Source organism: Paenibacillus sp. lzh-N1, from assembly GCF_002872435.1.
In the GTDB taxonomy this organism is placed as follows: Bacteria; Bacillota; Bacilli; order Paenibacillales; family Paenibacillaceae; genus Paenibacillus; species Paenibacillus polymyxa_C.
In genome coordinates this window covers 5229009-5246173 of sequence record NZ_CP025696.1, presented here as the reverse complement: position 1 = coordinate 5246173, position 17165 = coordinate 5229009, and the positions used below count along the sequence as shown (strand labels likewise).

Genomic DNA, 17165 nt, shown 5'->3' with positions numbered 1-17165 from the left:
TTGGAAAAACCTGTATTTAAACGTGTTGTTCTGAAAGTTAGTGGGGAGTCGCTGTCAGGTCCTAACGGTTACGGTATTGATGCGGATACAATTGCGTCGATTGCTGAACAAGTTAAGGACGTGGTGGAACTAGGAGTAGAAGTTGCTATTGTGTGCGGAGGCGGTAATATCTGGCGTGGTATTGCTGGAAGTGCCAATGGGATTGACCGGGCAACGGCAGATTACATGGGTATGCTTGCAACCGTGATGAACTCATTGGCTCTACAGGATGCTTTGGAACAGATTGAAGTGCCTACGCGTGTACAAACGTCCATCGCAATGCAACAGATTGCAGAACCTTACATTCGCCGTAGAGCTATTCGTCATCTGGAAAAAGGTCGGGTCGTAATTTTTGCTGCAGGTACGGGTAATCCGTTCTTCTCGACTGATACTACAGCTGCTTTGCGTGCTGCAGAGATCGAAGCAGAAGTAATTCTGATGGCTAAAAATAAAGTAGATGGTGTGTACTCCGCCGATCCGTTTAAAGATAGCACAGCTGAAAAATATGAGCAGCTCACGTATTTGGATGTGCTTAATAAAAATCTTGGTGTCATGGATTCTACAGCTTCCTCGCTGTGCATGGATAACAATATTCCGTTGATTGTCTTTGCTATTACAGAGCAAGGTAACATTAAACGTGTCGTACTGGGTGAAAAAATTGGTACGATCGTCAAAGGGAGTGTAAATTAATGCCACAATCTGTGAAAAAGAGCGCTGAAGAGCGCATGCAAAAAGCAATCCAGGCATTGCAACGTGATCTTGCATCTTTGCGTGCAGGACGGGCAACACCAGCATTACTGGACCGTGTGCAGGTTGAATATTACGGCGCAATGACTCCAGTCAATCAGCTGGCGAATATCAATACACCTGACAGTCGGACCTTGATGATTCAGCCTTGGGACAAATCTTCTTTGGCTGATATCGAACGCGCTATCCAAAAATCCGATTTGGGTTTGACACCTTCGAATGATGGTAACACCATTCGTCTGAGTATTCCTGCTTTAACGGAGGAGCGCAGAACTGATTTGGTGAAGCTGACGAAAAAGAGCGGTGAAGAAGCGAAAATCGCTATTCGTAACATTCGTCGTGATGCAAACGATGATATTAAAAAAATGGAGAAAAGTGATATTTCCGAGGACGAATCTCGTAAGCATCAGGAAGATATCCAGAAGACGACTGATAAGTTTATCGCTGAAGTGGATAAAGTTTTAGCTGCAAAAGAAAAAGAAATTATGGAAGTTTAAAAAGATTGGCAGCCCCTCCCTTACGGTGGGGTTTGTCTCTTTTCAAGCCTGAGGCACATTTTCAGAGAATGCTGGAGGAACTGGAATGATCAAACGGGTTCGGTCTTGGTGGAACGGGGAACAAAAACAGCAAACACCGGCCATTTCAAAAGACAATATTCCGCAGCATGTTGCTGTCATCATGGATGGGAACGGCAGATGGGCCAAACGGATTGGAATGCCGCGGATTGTAGGGCATCAAAATGGAATGAAGGCAGTGAAACGCACAGCAATTGCAGCGGATGAACTGGGTATTAAGTATTTAACTTTATTTGCTTTTTCAACTGAGAATTGGACGCGTCCAAAGGACGAAGTTGATTTTCTAATGAAACTGCCTCAAGAATTTTTGGCAATTGAGCTGGATGAGCTGATTGAAAAAAATGTGCAAGTGCGTATGATGGGGAATAAGGAACATTTACCTTCCCATACCGTTGAAGCGCTGACTGAAGCGACTCGACGTACTGAAAATAATACCGGACTTGTACTTAATTTTGCATTAAATTATGGAAGTCGGTTGGAAATCACAGAGTGCATGCAAGCATTGGGCCGACAAATTGAGGATGGAAAGCTGAAGCCGGAAGATATAACATCTGAGCTAATTGGCAACACGTTGCTTTCTACTGGTATGCCAGATCCTGATTTATTGATTCGAACAAGCGGGGAACTTAGACTCAGTAATTTTATGCTTTGGCAGCTTGCATATAGTGAGTTGTGGTTTACTGATATTTATTGGCCCGAGTTTAAAAAAGAGCATTTATACGAAGCAGTGATCGAATATCAGAAAAGATCACGACGGTATGGCGGACTGAAGTAAATGGAGGATGAAAGCCGTTGAGACAGAGATTAATTACCGGTATTCTGGCAGGCATATTCTTTTTGGCAATGGTCCTGTGGGGCGGCTTGGCCTACCATTTGCTTATATTGGTGATGGCCCTAATCGGATTTTATGAGTTCGCACGAATGACGCAGGTATCTCCTTTTGGAGGTACGGCACTGCTTGGCTACGTAAGCATATTAGCATTTGTATTCCCATATCAACCTCTGGGTTTACACACACCGCTATCCTTTGCCAGTTTGCTTTGGTTGGTAATGATAGTGTTTATGATGATCACGGTAGGAACGAAAAATAAAATCCCAATTCAAACGGTAGCTATACTATTTCTTGGTACTGTATATATAGGATTTGGATTTTCGTATATTGCAGAATCACGTCATATGGAACATGGACTGTTATGGACTTTTTTGTTGTTGTCTTGTATTTGGGCAAGTGATGCAGGGGCATATTTTGTAGGCAAAATGGTAGGAAAGACGAAGCTATGGCCTGCGATTAGTCCAAACAAAACGGTCGAAGGGTCCATTGGCGGAGTTGTTTTAGCTTTGGTTATAGCTCTGGTATTCGCTGGATTATCAGGTGGACTGCTGCCCTGGGGTAAAGCCTTCGGCATCGGTTTGTCATGTGCTGTTGTGGGACAACTGGGCGATTTGGTACAATCTGCATACAAACGAGTGTACGGCATTAAAGATTCTGGTAATCTGCTGCCAGGACACGGTGGTATACTAGACCGCTGCGACAGCTGGATTGTCGTTTTTCCATTTGTACATATGCTGATGCTGCTTCCATGAGTCTGGTAATTACAACTTATGCTCAGGATCAACCTTTATGTTGTTCCTCCTGCGCTATTAGAAGGATGGTAGCAGCTGTATAGTTGCCTGGGTAACAAACAATGAGCTCCTGATTAAAGTGATTTTCAGGATAGGAAGGTGCATCATGAAAAGAATTACGGTACTTGGTTCAACCGGCTCTATTGGAACTCAAACACTGGATGTGGTGTCCATGCACCCAGATCAGTTCACTGTTGAGGCTTTAGCAGGCGGCTCCAATGTAAAGTTACTTGCTGAGCAAGCACATCTCTATCAACCTAAAAAAGTGTCTGTTGGTACTCAGCAGTTAGCAGATGAAATTCGTCCTTTACTGCCTTCTGGAATCGAACTACACTGGGGAAATGAAGGACTCGTTGAGCTGGCCGCGAACACAGAGGCGGATATGGTTGTGACGGCTGTAATGGGCAGTGTCGGATTGCACTCCACGCTGGCCGCGATTGAGGCTGGAAAACAGATCGGTTTGGCCAACAAGGAAACACTGGTTACTGCTGGTCATCTGGTCACTGCGCGAGCTCGGGCGAAAGGAGTGCCGTTGCTGCCGATTGACAGTGAGCATTCAGCTATTTTCCAATGCTTGAATGGTGAGCGTATGAAAGATGTGGCACATATTACCCTCACAGCATCTGGCGGTTCTTTTCGAGAATTGACAAGAGAACAGCTGCGCGAAGTTACCGTGGAAGATGCACTTAAGCATCCTAATTGGTCAATGGGGGCCAAAATTACAATTGATTCAGCAACGATGGTAAACAAAGGGCTGGAAGTCATTGAGGCACATTGGCTGTTCGGACTTAGCTATGAGCAGATCCATGTGCTGCTTCATCCGGAAAGCATTATTCACTCCTACGTCGAGTTTCAGGATACAAGCATTGTTGCTCAACTTGGGAACCCGGACATGAGAGTACCCATTCAATATGCATTGACTTATCCTGAGCGGATGAAGTCTCCGGCAAAGCCTCTGTCACTGGCTGAAGTGGGAAAACTCCACTTTAAGGAAATGGATTTTAATCGTTTTCCTTGTTTAAGGCTTGCCTTCGAATGTGGTAAAATGGGTGGTACAGCACCGACCGCATTTAATGCTGCTAATGAGATTGCTGTTGCCCGTTTCTTGCGTGGAGAAATTTCTTTTCTGCATATTGAAGCTATTATTGAACAGGTGCTCGAACAGCATGTCAATATGGCTGATCCTGATTTGTCTGCGATTGAAACCTGTGACCGCGAAACTCGTAGTATAGCTGCGAGGTTGTAGGCTAATGTTGGGGTCAAGAACGAATTGTGATTCTCTTGTGCGGGTTCGGAGAATAATGATAATCTAGGAAGACAAACTTGATCTCATTGAAAGGGGGACGGAAACGATTGGAAACGATTCAAATAGTGTTGATGACGGTGCTCATGTTTTTCGTCATAGTGACGGTGCATGAATGGGGGCATTATTATTTTGCCAAACGCGCCGGGATTCTGGTACGGGAGTTTGCGATCGGTTTCGGTCCGAAACTGTTCTCTTATAAAAGAAACGAGACACGATTTACACTACGGTTGCTGCCGTTCGGTGGTTTTGCCCGCATGGCGGGAGAGGATCCGGAGGTCAATGAAATTGAAACCGGACAAACGATTGCTGTACGCGTAACAGATGGCGTCGTTAAGACCATCTATTTGGACCAACTGGATAACCGCAAGAATGTTGTGCGCGGTGAAGTGTTGGATATTGATCTGGAACAAGCGCTAACTGTAAAATTAGATGTGGATGGCGAAGATCAGCAATATACTGTGCACCCACAAGCGATGATGGTAACCAAAGGACAATCCATTCAAATTGCACCGAAGGATCGACAGTATGGGAGTAAAACAGTGGGACAGCGTGCGATGGCTATATTTGCTGGACCACTGATGAATTTTATTCTTGCCTTTATTCTGTTTGGTCTGCATATCCAGATGGTCGGCATACAAGTGGACAACCCAACTTATGTTCAAATTAGTGAAATTACAGCGGGTATGCCTGCTGCTGAAGCTGATTTGCATAAGGGAGATATCATTGAATCGGTGAACGGAGTTGCAATTGGTGCGAATGTTGAAAACATGATCAAACTGATTGCAGATTCTCAAGACAAGCCGATGAAGTGGACAGTTCGCCGTGATGATAAAACCTTTGATCTTACCATTACACCTCGTGCAATGGAAGGACAAAAGGGTGGCAAGGTGGGCATTGTGCCTGAACTTCCAAAGCGCCAAGCAGGTGTTGGGGAAACATTCAAATTTGCCGGACAATCCATGGTCAGAACGACAGATATTATTTTTCAAGGATTTAGCCAGCTTATCCAACGTTTTTCTATCAATGACCTGGGAGGCCCCGTACGTACTTTTGAAGTAACGGGACAAATTGCTAAGCAAGGCATTGAGCAGTTGACATATTGGACTGCGATCATGAGTCTTTATCTGGGGATATTCAATCTATTGCCTATTCCGGCTTTGGATGGAAGTAGACTTGTTTTCCTTGGGGTTGAGGCGGTAAGAGGACGTCCTGTTGATCCGAGCAGGGAAGGAATGGTCCATTTCGTTGGTTTTGCTATGCTATTCCTACTTATGATTGCGGTCACGTATAACGATATTTTACGCTTAATTAATGGTTAATTAGAGACGGACATTATAAAAATGGTCTGTATGGGAGGACATGCATTTCTATGTCGAACGATAAACAGTTTGTCGAGGAAATCACGCCGCAGAGCGAAGATTTTTCCCGATGGTATATTGATGTTATTAAAAAAGCAGAACTGATGGATTACTCGCCGGTTCGCGGGTGTATTGTATTCCGTCCCGATGGTTTTGAGATTTGGGAGCACATTAAGGAAGCTATGGACGTACGTTTCAGAGAAACGGGACATCGCAATGCTTATTTTCCAATGTTTATCCCAGAAAGCTTTTTCCAAAAAGAAAAAGAGCATGTGGAGGGATTTAATCCTGAACTGCCATGGGTGACTGAGGCTGGTGGGGAAAAGCTGGAAGAGCGTCTCGCAATCCGTCCAACTTCGGAAACCATGATCGGTCATATGTACTCCAAATGGATTCAATCCTATCGTGATCTGCCTGTGCTCATTAACCAATGGGCTAATGTGGTGCGTTGGGAAAAACGTACGCTGCCTTTCTTGCGAACAAGTGAATTTTTGTGGCAAGAAGGTCACACAGCTCATGAAACAGAAGAAGAAGCACGTGAAGAAACGATGAAAATGCTGGAAGTTTATCGTGAGGTCATTGAGGAAGTTCTAGCTATTCCGGTTATAACTGGACAGAAAACACCTTCTGAAAAGTTCGCAGGTGCGAAGGATACATTTTCACTGGAAGCGATGATGAGAGATGGACGTGCGGTACAAGCTGGAACATCCCACTATATGGGAACTAACTTTGCCGTAGCATTTGACATTAAATATTTGAGTCGTGAAAACAACCTGGAATTCGCGCATACGACATCTTGGGGAACAAGTACACGTTTGATCGGTGCATTAATTATGGTCCATGGAGATGACCGTGGTCTTGCACTGCCTCCTAAAGTGGCACCTACGCAGGTTATTATGGTTCCTATTGGACCACCTAAGAAACGTGATGCAGTTATCGCTCGTGCAGATGAATTGTTTGCTGAGTTGAAACAAGCGGGTGTCCGTGTTAAAATGGATGACCGCAGTGATGTAAGTCCAGGCTGGAAATTTAATGAATATGAAATGCGCGGTGTACCGGTTCGTCTGGAGATCGGCCCTCGTGATATGGAAAACGGTGTCTGTGTTCTTGTATCCCGTATCAGCGGTGAGAAAAAAATTGTACAACAGGACAATCTGCTTGAAGAAGTACACGCGATGCTCGCACAGGTACAACAAGAGATGTTTGACCGTGCGAAGAACTTCATGGAAGAAAACTTCTATTCCGTCGATACGTTGGATGAAATGAAGACTCTCATGGAAGAAAAACGTGGCTTTACTTTGGCTGGTTGGTGCGGATCTGAAGAATGTGAAGACAAAGTTAAAGAAGTGACAGGCGCTACAAGCCGTAACATACCGTTTAAAACAACTGAGCAAAAGACCACATGTTTGTGCTGTGGCAAACCAGCCAAGCATACAGTAGTGTTCGCACGGGCGTACTAATAAAGAAGAGCAATACCCTATACTTACTTCATTCTCTTCGCCAACAGGAATAGCTGTTACTGGATAATATTCCGGACTATCTATATCGTTGTGATGAGGGTTGAAGAAGGCTACGAAAAGCTTTTGCGGTCGGAGATGTTTTAGACGCAGAAGCTTTTCATGTTTTCAGAATGGTAGATTGGAAATTGGGGGGAGAGCCATGGGCGGAGCTGAAGAAAAGAGAAAGCGGCTGGAGCTGCTGATGAAGCAGGTTGTAATGCCGGCGGGAGTGGTTGATCCTTATTTTTTGGACGGTTGGATTGATCAGGTTGAGATTAGCCGTACCAACAAGGATTGGAATATCACTATTGCCAAAGAGACACTGGTCCCCGCTCAGGTGTATCGTACGTTCTGTATTCAAGTACAGGAAAAAATGAGCCATATCGCTAAAATCACATTCCGCTTTCAGTACAGTGAGCAGGTTCAACCTGGTGATATTATCGGTGAATACTGGAAGCTTTTTTTAGAGTGGGTGCACCGTGAAATTCCATCTGTGAACGGTTGGATGAACCGGGCTGTGCATGAGTGGGAAGACGGTCTATTATTACTAACAATGAGCGATAGTATGTCATTGGAACTGGCGCGCAAAAAGCAGATAGATCAAGCTATTATTAAGTTTTACGATAAATATTTTGGGATCTCTATGCGCATTAAAGTCCAGGTGGGTGAAAGTAACCAGGAGGCATTACAGGAATTCCAGGAAAAGAAGATGCAAGAAGAACGCGAAGTTATTCAGCAGATGATGGAAAGTATGGAATCCGAGATGCCGCCTTTGGAAGAAGAAGAAGGAGACGTACGGCTTCAATTTGGTTATGACATCAAAGAACCGGCTATTCCGATGCAAGAGATTCAGGACGAAGAAAAGAAAGTCACCCTACAAGGGACAATCTTCGGTTTGGACAGTAAAGAATTACGCAACGGCAGTACATTGTTTACGTATTATTTGACCGACTTTAGTGATTCCCTGCAAATGAAAATGTTTGCTAAAACTAAAGAAGATCTAAAAATTCTCAGTCTGTTGGCTAACGGTAAATGGGTCAAAGTGCGGGGAAGAGTTGAATATGACCGTTTTATGCAAATTCCCGAGCTGGTTATGATTCCTTCCGATCTAGTTGAAGTACAGGCTCCACCCGGACGTAAGGATAATGCAGCGGAAAAACGGGTTGAGTTTCATCTGCACACAAAGATGAGTGCAATGGATGCTGTCGCCTCGATTGATCAATATGTCAAAACAGCCGCCAAATGGGGGCACAAGGCGATTGCGGTCACCGATCATGGCGGTGTGCAATGCTACCCTGATGCCGCTAAGGCTGCAAAGAAAAATGGCATTAAGATGATCTACGGTGTTGAGGCCAATGTGGTTAATGATGCTGTTGAGGTTGTAATGCAGGCACAGCCATTAAATTTGAAAACAGCGACTTATGTCGTTTTTGATATTGAAACCACCGGTCTATCAGTTACACAAAATAAAATCATAGAGATTGCTGCTGTTAAAATGCATGAGGGCAAGGAAATTGATCGTTATGCAACCTTTGTCAATCCGCATGAACGTATACCATACAACATTCAGCAACTGACCAACATTAACGATGAAATGGTCAAGGATGCGCCGGATGTGGAACCTGTTATGAAGGAGTTCGTAGCTTTTGCTGGCGATGCTGTATTGGTTGCCCATAATGCGCGGTTTGATATCGGCTTTATCCAGGCCACCCTTCGAAAGATGGGTTTGCCCGAAATGACCAATCCGGTACTGGATACGCTCGAACTGGCTCGTTTACTGTTTCCAACAATGAAAAACCATCGTCTGAATACGTTGACGAGCAAATATAAAGTGGCACTAGAAAGTCATCACCGTGCCATTGACGATACAGTCGCACTGACTGAAGTGCTGAATGGCTTGCTGAATGATGCGGAACAAATTAAGGGATTAAAAATGCTCGATCGTCTGAATGATTATGTAGGTAAGGATCTATCGACTGTTCGTCCTTTCCACTGCTGCATTTATGCTCTCAATCCGGTTGGTAAAAAAAATCTGTACAAGCTGGTTTCCATGTCTCATACCGAATATTTCAAGCGTGTGCCTTGTATTCCTAAATCGAAATTGTCTGAGATGAGAGACGGATTGCTTATTATTTCTGGCTGTGAAAAAGGAGAATTCTTCGAGGCTGTGTTAAACAAGTCCGAGGAAGAAGCCGAGGAGATTGCACAGTTTTATGATGTGCTGGAGATTCAACCTTTGACGATGTATATGCATCTGGTGGAAAAGCAGCTTGTAAGCGGGCCTGATGCACTAAAAACGGCCATTCGCAAAGTATGTGACATAGGAAAACGCCTTGATAAGCCCGTGATTGCTACAGGCAATGTTCACTATTTGGAAACTCGCGATAAGCTGTACCGTGATATTACTATTCATGGCATTACTGGTTTTAGCCCGCTAAAGGACATCCGAAAGCCAGATGCTCATTTGCGGACAACGGATGAAATGCTGGCAGAGTTCGAGTTTTTGGGTGAGGAAAAAGCGTATGAAGTCGTTGTGAAAAACACTAGTGAGCTGGCAGAGCGTTTTGAAGAACTGGAACTGTTCCCCGACAAGCTTTTTACGCCATTGCTGGACGGAGCAGACGAGGAAATTCGTAATACATGCTATGAGACCGCTCGATCCATTTATGGTGAACCCTTACCTGAGGTTGTTGTAGCTCGCCTTGAAAAAGAATTGGAACCTATTATTAAATATGGTTTCTCCGCTAACTATCTCATTTCTGAACGTCTGGTTAAAAAGTCTAATCAGGATGGATACTTGGTAGGTTCACGGGGTTCTGTTGGTTCTTCTGTAGTTGCTACTTTTCTCGGTATTTCTGAGGTAAATCCACTGCCCGCCCATTATATTTGCGGTAATTCTGAATGTAGACACAGCGAATGGTTTTTGGATGGAAGTGTGCCGAGCGGTTTTGACTTGCCAGATAAAAACTGTCCGAATTGCGGTGGCAAGCTCAAGGGTGAGGGACAGGATATACCTTTTGAAACGTTCCTCGGTTTTAAAGGAGATAAAGTTCCCGATATTGACTTGAACTTCTCTGGTGAATATCAACCTGTTGCCCATAACTATACGAAAGTACTGTTTGGTGAAAAAAGTGTTTTCCGTGCAGGGACCATTGGTACAGTAGCTGAGAAAACGGCGTTTGGTTTTGCCAAAAAATATGAAGAGGCACATCATAAAAAATGGCGTGGAGCCGAGCTGAACAGGCTGGCTTCTGGTTGTACGGGTGTAAAACGTAGTACCGGACAGCATCCGGGCGGGATCGTTGTTGTTCCCGATTATATTGAGGTCGAGGACATTACACCGGTGCAGTATCCGGCTGATGATACGAGCTCGGAATGGAAAACGACGCATTTTGATTATCATGCTTTTGATGCGAACTTACTCAAGCTCGATATTCTGGGCCATGATGATCCGACCATGATGAGAATGCTTCAGGATTTGACCGGGGTTGACCCTACGACCATTCCAATGAATGATCCCAAGGTGATGAGCATGTTCAACTCCACAGAGGCACTCGGTGTAACACCGCAGCAGATTCGCACGCCTGTCGCCACCTATGGTGTACCAGAGATGGGGACAAAATTTGTACGCCAGATGCTGGTAGAGTCGCAGCCGAGTTCTTTTGCCGATTTACTGCAAATATCCGGTTTGTCTCACGGGACGGGTGTATGGCTAGGGAACGCACAAGAGTTGATTAAAAATAATACATGTAACATCAAGACCGTAATTGGTTGTCGGGATGATATCATGCTGTTTTTGATTTACAAGGCGGGGATGGATGCAGGTCTGGCCTTTAAAATTACGGAGAGCGTACGTAAAGGTAAAGGGCTTAGTGCCGAATGGATTGAAGAAATGAAAAAATGCAAGGTGCCACAGTGGTACATTGATTCCTGTCTAAAAATCCAGTACATGTTCCCGAAGGCGCATGCTGCAGCCTATGTTATTTCAGCAGTGCGTACAGCATATTTCAAGCTGTATCATCCGATCGAGTATTATGCAACTTACTTCTCAGTACGTGCAGCCGATTTTGATATTGACCTGTGCTGTCAGGGGTATGATGCGATCGCACGGAAGATTGTCGAAATTGAGCAGCTTGGTTTTCAGGCGCCACCTAAAGAAAAAGGGATGCTTCCAATCCTAGAGATGGCTTTGGAAATGACGGCTCGCGGGTTTAGTTTTAAATCCATTGATTTGTACCGTTCCGAAGCTACTCGTTTCAAAGTGGATGGGGACTCGCTCATTCCTCCGTTCGGAGCTCTTCAGGGTATTGGAGATAATGCAGCACGTAACATCGCAGCTGCCCGTGAACAAGGTGAATTTTTGTCCGTTGAGGATTTTCAACAGAAATCGAAGGCTAGTAAAACGATTGTCGAAATGCTGTCCCAGATGGGATGCTTTCGAGGTCTGCCAGAGAGTAATCAGCTGTCTCTGTTTTAATCTGAACCATAGTAGTCAAGCTCTGGCACTTGTCACATAACTACGGTTATGTTATAATTTTTTTGGTAATCATGGAGATAAAACCGTTGCTAAAAGAGTGGGGAAACCCACTCTTTACTGTTTGATATACAGGTACAACGTGAAAAAAAGGTTATTTTTGGGCAGGCAACCGGTACGCCGGTTTATTTGCAGTGAGCCCAAAATGAACATTACATCAAATGAAAATGAAAATGCCGGTGATGGAGAAGCATTGCCCACGGCAAGAGGGTATCTCTTTTTCACCACAGGAAAGTTCACTTTTGGAGGTTATAATCTTTGAGCACACCAAAGATCAAATCAGTAGTAGAAGAAATGGCCCAACCTTACCTCGATGAGCATGGTTTTGAACTGGTCGATGTCGAGTATGTCAAAGAGGGTAGCAATTGGTTTCTTCGCGTTTTTGTAGATAAAGACGGAGGAATTGATCTGGACGACTGTAGTATGATCAGTGAATATTTGGGTCAAAAGCTGGATGAAAATGACCCTGTTTCTACAGCATATTTTCTGGAGGTGTCTTCACCAGGCGCCGAGAGACCGCTGAAAAAAGCGGAGGATGTCACTAAAGCGGTAGGCAAAAACGTATTCGTTACTACATACGAGCCGATTAACGGTCTGAAGGAATTCGAAGGCCGTTTGCTTTCTTTTGAAGATGGGGAACTCACCGTCCAAAGTGGACAAAAGAAGCATACCATACCTTATGACAAGGTAGCTGGTGCAAGGCTCGCGATCATATTTTAATTCAGATTTGATTGTTGCTGTTTGACATGTACTACATGTTTTTTGCCTCGTGTGCCGACCAGTACGCAGGTGCCATCATTTGAAAGGGGGAGCAGTAATCCATGAGTATGGATTTTATTGAAGCAATGAACGAGTTGGAAAGAGAAAAGGGGATCAGTAAGGACGTGCTGTTTGAGGCCATTGAAGCAGCCCTGATCTCCAGCTACAAACGGAATTTCAATACCGCACAAAACGTGCGTGTTGATATGAACCGCAACTCGGGAGTCATTAAGGTATATGCCCGCAAGCTGATTGTTGAGGAGGTATTGGATCCTCGCACCGAGATTTCGTTGCCGGCAGCCCGTGAGATTAACCCACATTTTCAGTTGGAGGATGTTGCTGAAATTGAAGTCACACCACGTGATTTTGGACGGATTGCTGCACAAACAGCGAAGCAGGTCGTGACCCAGCGCATTCGCGAAGCGGAACGGGGACTGATCTACAACAAGTTTGTGGACAAGGAAGAGGATATTGTAACAGGAACTGTACAGCGCCAAGATCCACGTAATATTTATATTGATCTTGGCAAGGTGGAAGCAGTTCTTCCTTTGAGTGAGCTAATGCCTAATGAGAAATTCAACCATTTGGATCGGATTAAGGCTTATATTACCAAGGTGGAGAACACAACCAAAGGACCGCAAATTATGCTGTCCCGATCACATCCGGGTCTGCTTAAGCGTTTGTTCGAACTCGAAGTGCCTGAAATTTTTGACGGTGTTGTAGAGATTCGTTCCGTAGCGCGTGAAGCAGGCTTCCGTTCTAAAATCGCTGTTCATTCTCGTAACGCCGAGGTTGATCCGGTAGGTTCTTGTGTGGGACCAAGAGGAACGCGGGTGCAGACCATTGTAAACGAGCTGCGTGGCGAAAAAATCGACATTGTACGCTATTCTGATAATGTTGATGAATACGTGGCTAATGCTTTGAGTCCGTCCAAGGTGCTTGAAGTACAGGTGTTTGAAGAAGAGAAAATGGCTCGCGTTATAGTACCTGATTATCAGCTTTCTCTAGCTATTGGTATCAAAGGGCAAAATGCTCGCCTTGCTGCTAAGCTTACTGGCTGGAAAATTGATATTAAGAGTGAAACACAGGCGGAGGAAGAACTCGGCAGACCGAGAACATCCACCGATGAAATGCATCAGGATTCCGTTTCTGTAGATTAAGCGGAGTGTAGGGGGGGTTAATGCATGAAACAGAGAAAGATACCTTTGCGCAAATGTGTCGCCTGTCATGAAATGATGCCAAAGAAGCAGTTAATCCGTGTCGTCAAAACCCCTGAAGACGAAGTGTTGATTGACTTGACTGGCAAAAAGTCGGGACGCGGCGCTTACTTGTGCGGCAAAGCCGCCTGCTTCAAGTTGGCTCAAAAGAGCAAGGCACTGGATCGAGCATTGAAGCACTCGGTCCATCCTGATATTTATGAGCAGCTAAGTCGTGATTTTGCTGCCGTCGAGGAAGAATTCCTGGCGGCACAAGGCAGCGTGCAGGATGAATAAGGCGCTGTCTGGATTGGGGCTTGCCATGAGAGCTGGCAAGTTGCTAACAGGTGATGAGATCGTTTATAAAGCGATCAGGTCTTCAGAAGCCAAGCTGGTCATTCTTGCGAAAGATGCTTCAATGAATACTCAAAAGAAATTCCGCGACAAATGCGGGACGTACAAAATCCCCTTATTGATAGGATTTGACCGGGAAAGCTTGGGAAGCAGCATCGGCAAACCTGAACGGGTCGTGCTGGCTGTGACGGATCAAGGATTCGCGAAATTGATCATGAAACATGCGGGGATAATGTCGGAGGTGGAGTATATTGAGTAAACAAGAAAGCAAAGACAAAGTGCGGGTATACGAATACGCCAAATCGTTGAACATGAGCAGCAAAGAAATTATCACCATTCTTAAACGGCTGGATATTCCCGTGAACAACCATATGAGCGTCATGGAACATGATGCCGTAGGTAAAGTGGAAAATTTTTTTAAGAATATTAAATCCAATGCTGCGGTCAAGCAAGGCGAAGCAGGTACGGCGCAAGTAAGCTCGAATCAGACCGGTTCAAGCCAGAATAGTAATCATTCAACGGAGCAAACCAAAAATCAACAGGAAAAGCAGGTAAGTATGAATAGGACAAACAACAACCAAAACAGTAACCGAAGCAGCGCTCCAAAAGCGCAAAGCAGTCAGCAGGGCGGTCAAAACCGCAGTCAACAAGGTTCTAGTAGACCAGGCGGCCAGCAAGGCACTCAGAACCGCAGTAATGGTCAACAGCAGGGAGGACAACAGCGTACCGGTAGCAATAACACAGGTTCACGTCCTCAGGGAAGCAGCCAGGGTGGTGCGGCAGTAAGAACTTCTTCTTCGGCAGGAAGCAATAATTCCAACCGCAGTGGTGGCAGCCGTACAGGTGGCAACTCCAACAACAGCGGTAACCGTTCCGGTCAAGGACGTTTTGACGATAACCGTCAAGGCGGAGGACGCGGTGGTAACGGTGGTCGTGGAGGCAACAACCGTGGTGGAAACAATCGTGGTGGTAAATTCAACAACCGTGGTAAAGGTCAACAACAGGAGCGTCGCGAGAAAATCGACAACACGCCTAAGAAAATTATTGTGCGTGGTGAGATGACTGTAGGCGAAACAGCCAAGCTTCTTCACAAGGATGCTTCAGAAGTCATCAAAAAATTGATCATGCTCGGAACAATGGCGACCATCAACCAAGAACTGGATATGGATACCATTCTCTTGCTTGCTGGTGACTTTGGCGTCGAGGTAGAAGTGAAAATCCCAGTGGAAGAAGATCGTTTTGAAACTGTGGAAGAAAATGATGATCCAGCGGATTTGAGAACACGTCCACCGGTTGTAACAATTATGGGTCACGTCGATCATGGTAAAACAACTTTGCTGGATGCCATTCGCTCCACGAATGTAACAGGTGGTGAAGCTGGCGGTATTACACAGCACATTGGTGCATACCAAGTTGAAATTAACAGCAAAAAAATCACTTTCTTGGATACACCAGGTCACGAAGCCTTTACCGCTATGCGTGCACGTGGTGCTCAAGTAACAGATATGACGATTATTGTGGTTGCAGCTGATGACGGTGTTATGCCACAAACGGTTGAAGCCATTAGCCATGCAAAAGCAGCAGGTCTACCAATAATCGTAGCTGTAAACAAAATCGACAAACCGGATGCCAACCCGGACAAAGTAAAGCAAGAACTTACAGAATATGAATTGGTGCCCGAAGAGTGGGGCGGCGATACAATTTTTGTCAATGTTTCCGCTAAACAAAGAATGGGCCTGGAAGATTTGCTCGAAATGATTCTGCTCGTAGCTGAAGTGAATGAGTACAAAGCGAACCCAGATAAACGGGCACGTGGTACTATTATTGAGGCTGAGCTGGATAAAGGTCGCGGTTCTGTAGCCCGTATTCTCGTTCAAAACGGGACACTGAAAGTCGGCGATGCATTCGTAGCAGGTAACTGCTTCGGACGTGTACGTGCCATGGTTAACGATAAAGGTCGTCGTCTTAAGGAAGCAGGTCCTTCCACTCCAGTTGAAATTACTGGTCTGACAGAAGTTCCACTTGCAGGCGATCCGTTCATGGTGTTCGAGGATGAGCGTAAAGCTCGTGCTATCGCTGATAAACGTGCGATTACGCAACGTCAATCTGATCTGGGCAGTAATACCCGCGTAACGCTGGATGACCTGTTCCAACACATCAAGGATGGCGAGATGAAGGATCTGAACGTCATTATTAAAGGTGACGTACAAGGTTCTGTCGAAGCGCTGAAAGGCTCCTTGAACAAGATTGAAGTTGAAGGTGTACGCGTCAAAATTCTTCACAGTGGTGCAGGTGCAATCACCGAATCCGATATTATTTTGGCTGCGGCATCCAATGCTATTGTTATTGGATTTAACGTTCGTCCTGATAATCAGGCGAAATCTACAGCGGAAGCTGAAAAAGTGGACATTCGTCTGCATCGCGTTATTTACAATGTTATTGAAGAAATCGAGCAGGCTATGAAAGGCATGCTGGACCCTGAATATAAAGAAAATGTGATCGGTCACGCTGAAGTTCGTAACGTGTTTAAAGTTACTAAAGTCGGTACGATTGCTGGTTGCATGGTGACGTCCGGCAAAATTACTCGTTCAGCAGAAGCACGTCTGATTCGTGATGGTATCGTTATTTTTGAAGGTAAAATCGACTCACTGAAACGCTTTAAGGACGACGCAAAAGAAGTTGCCCAAGGTTACGAATGTGGTATCACCCTTGATGGTTATAATGATGTTAAGGAATCCGACATTATTGAAGCGTTCGTCATGGAAACAGTGGAGCGCTAACGGCAGAGAGGTGAGCACCCATGGCTAAAATACGTACAGGTCGAGTTGGCGAGCAGATTAAGAAGGAACTAAGCCTACTCATACAGACCGAATTAAAAGACCCACGTATCGGTTTTATTACGGTGACTGGTGTCGATGTCACAAACGATTTGTCCCAAGCGAAAGTATACTTGAGCGTACTTGGAGATGAAGAACAAAAAACTTCTTCTCTGAAGGCGCTGGACAAAGCGAACGGTTATCTTCGTTCTGAACTTGGCAAACGGATACGGCTTCGCCATATTCCTGAGCTGATTTTCAAAATTGACGAATCTATTGCTTACGGCAGCCGAATTGAAAAGCTGTTGAGTGATATCGACAAGGATGAGAAATGAGATAAAAATTTCTGTCAGTATGAA

The 17165-nt window shown here is 45.0% G+C and carries 14 protein-coding genes; all 14 read left to right on the top strand.

Annotation, left to right across the window (positions count from 1 at the left end; genetic code table 11):
- Positions 1 to 729 (top strand): UMP kinase, encoded by a 729-nt coding sequence (gene pyrH / locus C0638_RS23100; protein WP_013309918.1) that lies wholly within the window; start codon positions 1 to 3, stop codon positions 727 to 729.
- The gene (frr, locus tag C0638_RS23095; RefSeq protein ID WP_014599669.1) at positions 729 to 1283 is read left to right on the top strand and encodes a ribosome recycling factor; all 555 of its coding nucleotides are present in this window, start codon (positions 729 to 731) and stop codon (positions 1281 to 1283) included. The genes pyrH and frr overlap by 1 nt, the downstream gene beginning before the upstream one ends.
- Before the next feature lie 85 nt (positions 1284 to 1368).
- Positions 1369 to 2136 (top strand): undecaprenyl pyrophosphate synthase, encoded by a 768-nt coding sequence (locus C0638_RS23090; protein ID WP_013370712.1) that lies wholly within the window; start codon positions 1369 to 1371, stop codon positions 2134 to 2136.
- A gap of 17 nt (positions 2137 to 2153) precedes the next feature.
- Positions 2154 to 2945, top strand: a complete 792-nt coding sequence (locus C0638_RS23085; RefSeq protein WP_025679732.1) for a phosphatidate cytidylyltransferase — start codon at positions 2154 to 2156, stop codon at positions 2943 to 2945.
- 145 nt (positions 2946 to 3090) lie between these two features.
- Entirely contained in the window at positions 3091 to 4230 is a 1140-nt protein-coding gene (locus C0638_RS23080) for a 1-deoxy-D-xylulose-5-phosphate reductoisomerase (RefSeq protein ID WP_058710526.1), read from the top strand.
- Between the two features lie 107 nt (positions 4231 to 4337).
- Positions 4338 to 5609 carry an RIP metalloprotease RseP gene (gene rseP / locus C0638_RS23075; RefSeq protein WP_013370715.1) on the top strand — a complete coding sequence of 424 codons (1272 nt, stop codon included), beginning with the start codon at positions 4338 to 4340 and terminating at the stop codon, positions 5607 to 5609.
- A gap of 50 nt (positions 5610 to 5659) precedes the next feature.
- Complete coding sequence (gene proS / locus C0638_RS23070) at positions 5660 to 7108, top strand: proline--tRNA ligase (protein ID WP_013370716.1); 1449 nt, start codon at positions 5660 to 5662, stop codon at positions 7106 to 7108.
- A 199-nt stretch (positions 7109 to 7307) separates the two neighbouring features.
- Entirely contained in the window at positions 7308 to 11624 is a 4317-nt protein-coding gene (locus C0638_RS23065) for a PolC-type DNA polymerase III (protein WP_058710525.1), read from the top strand.
- Positions 11625 to 11939: 315 nt separating this feature from the next.
- Positions 11940 to 12401, top strand: a complete 462-nt coding sequence (rimP, locus tag C0638_RS23060; RefSeq protein ID WP_013370719.1) for a ribosome maturation factor RimP — start codon at positions 11940 to 11942, stop codon at positions 12399 to 12401.
- A gap of 101 nt (positions 12402 to 12502) precedes the next feature.
- Entirely contained in the window at positions 12503 to 13600 is a 1098-nt protein-coding gene (gene nusA / locus C0638_RS23055) for a transcription termination factor NusA (RefSeq protein WP_013370720.1), read from the top strand.
- A gap of 24 nt (positions 13601 to 13624) precedes the next feature.
- Positions 13625 to 13933 (top strand): RNase P modulator RnpM, encoded by a 309-nt coding sequence (rnpM, locus tag C0638_RS23050; protein ID WP_007430067.1) that lies wholly within the window; start codon positions 13625 to 13627, stop codon positions 13931 to 13933.
- A complete protein-coding gene (locus C0638_RS23045) occupies positions 13926 to 14249 on the top strand; it encodes a L7Ae/L30e/S12e/Gadd45 family ribosomal protein (protein WP_007430068.1) in 324 nt (107 codons plus the stop codon). Before rnpM ends, C0638_RS23045 begins: the two co-directional genes overlap by 8 nt.
- Positions 14242 to 16770, top strand: a complete 2529-nt coding sequence (infB, locus tag C0638_RS23040) for a translation initiation factor IF-2 (protein ID WP_013370722.1) — start codon at positions 14242 to 14244, stop codon at positions 16768 to 16770. The genes C0638_RS23045 and infB overlap by 8 nt, the downstream gene beginning before the upstream one ends.
- A gap of 20 nt (positions 16771 to 16790) precedes the next feature.
- On the top strand, positions 16791 to 17141 hold the full coding sequence (gene rbfA / locus C0638_RS23035) for a 30S ribosome-binding factor RbfA (RefSeq protein WP_013370723.1): 351 nt from the start codon (positions 16791 to 16793) through the stop codon (positions 17139 to 17141).
- The last annotated feature ends 24 nt before the right edge of the window (positions 17142 to 17165 follow it).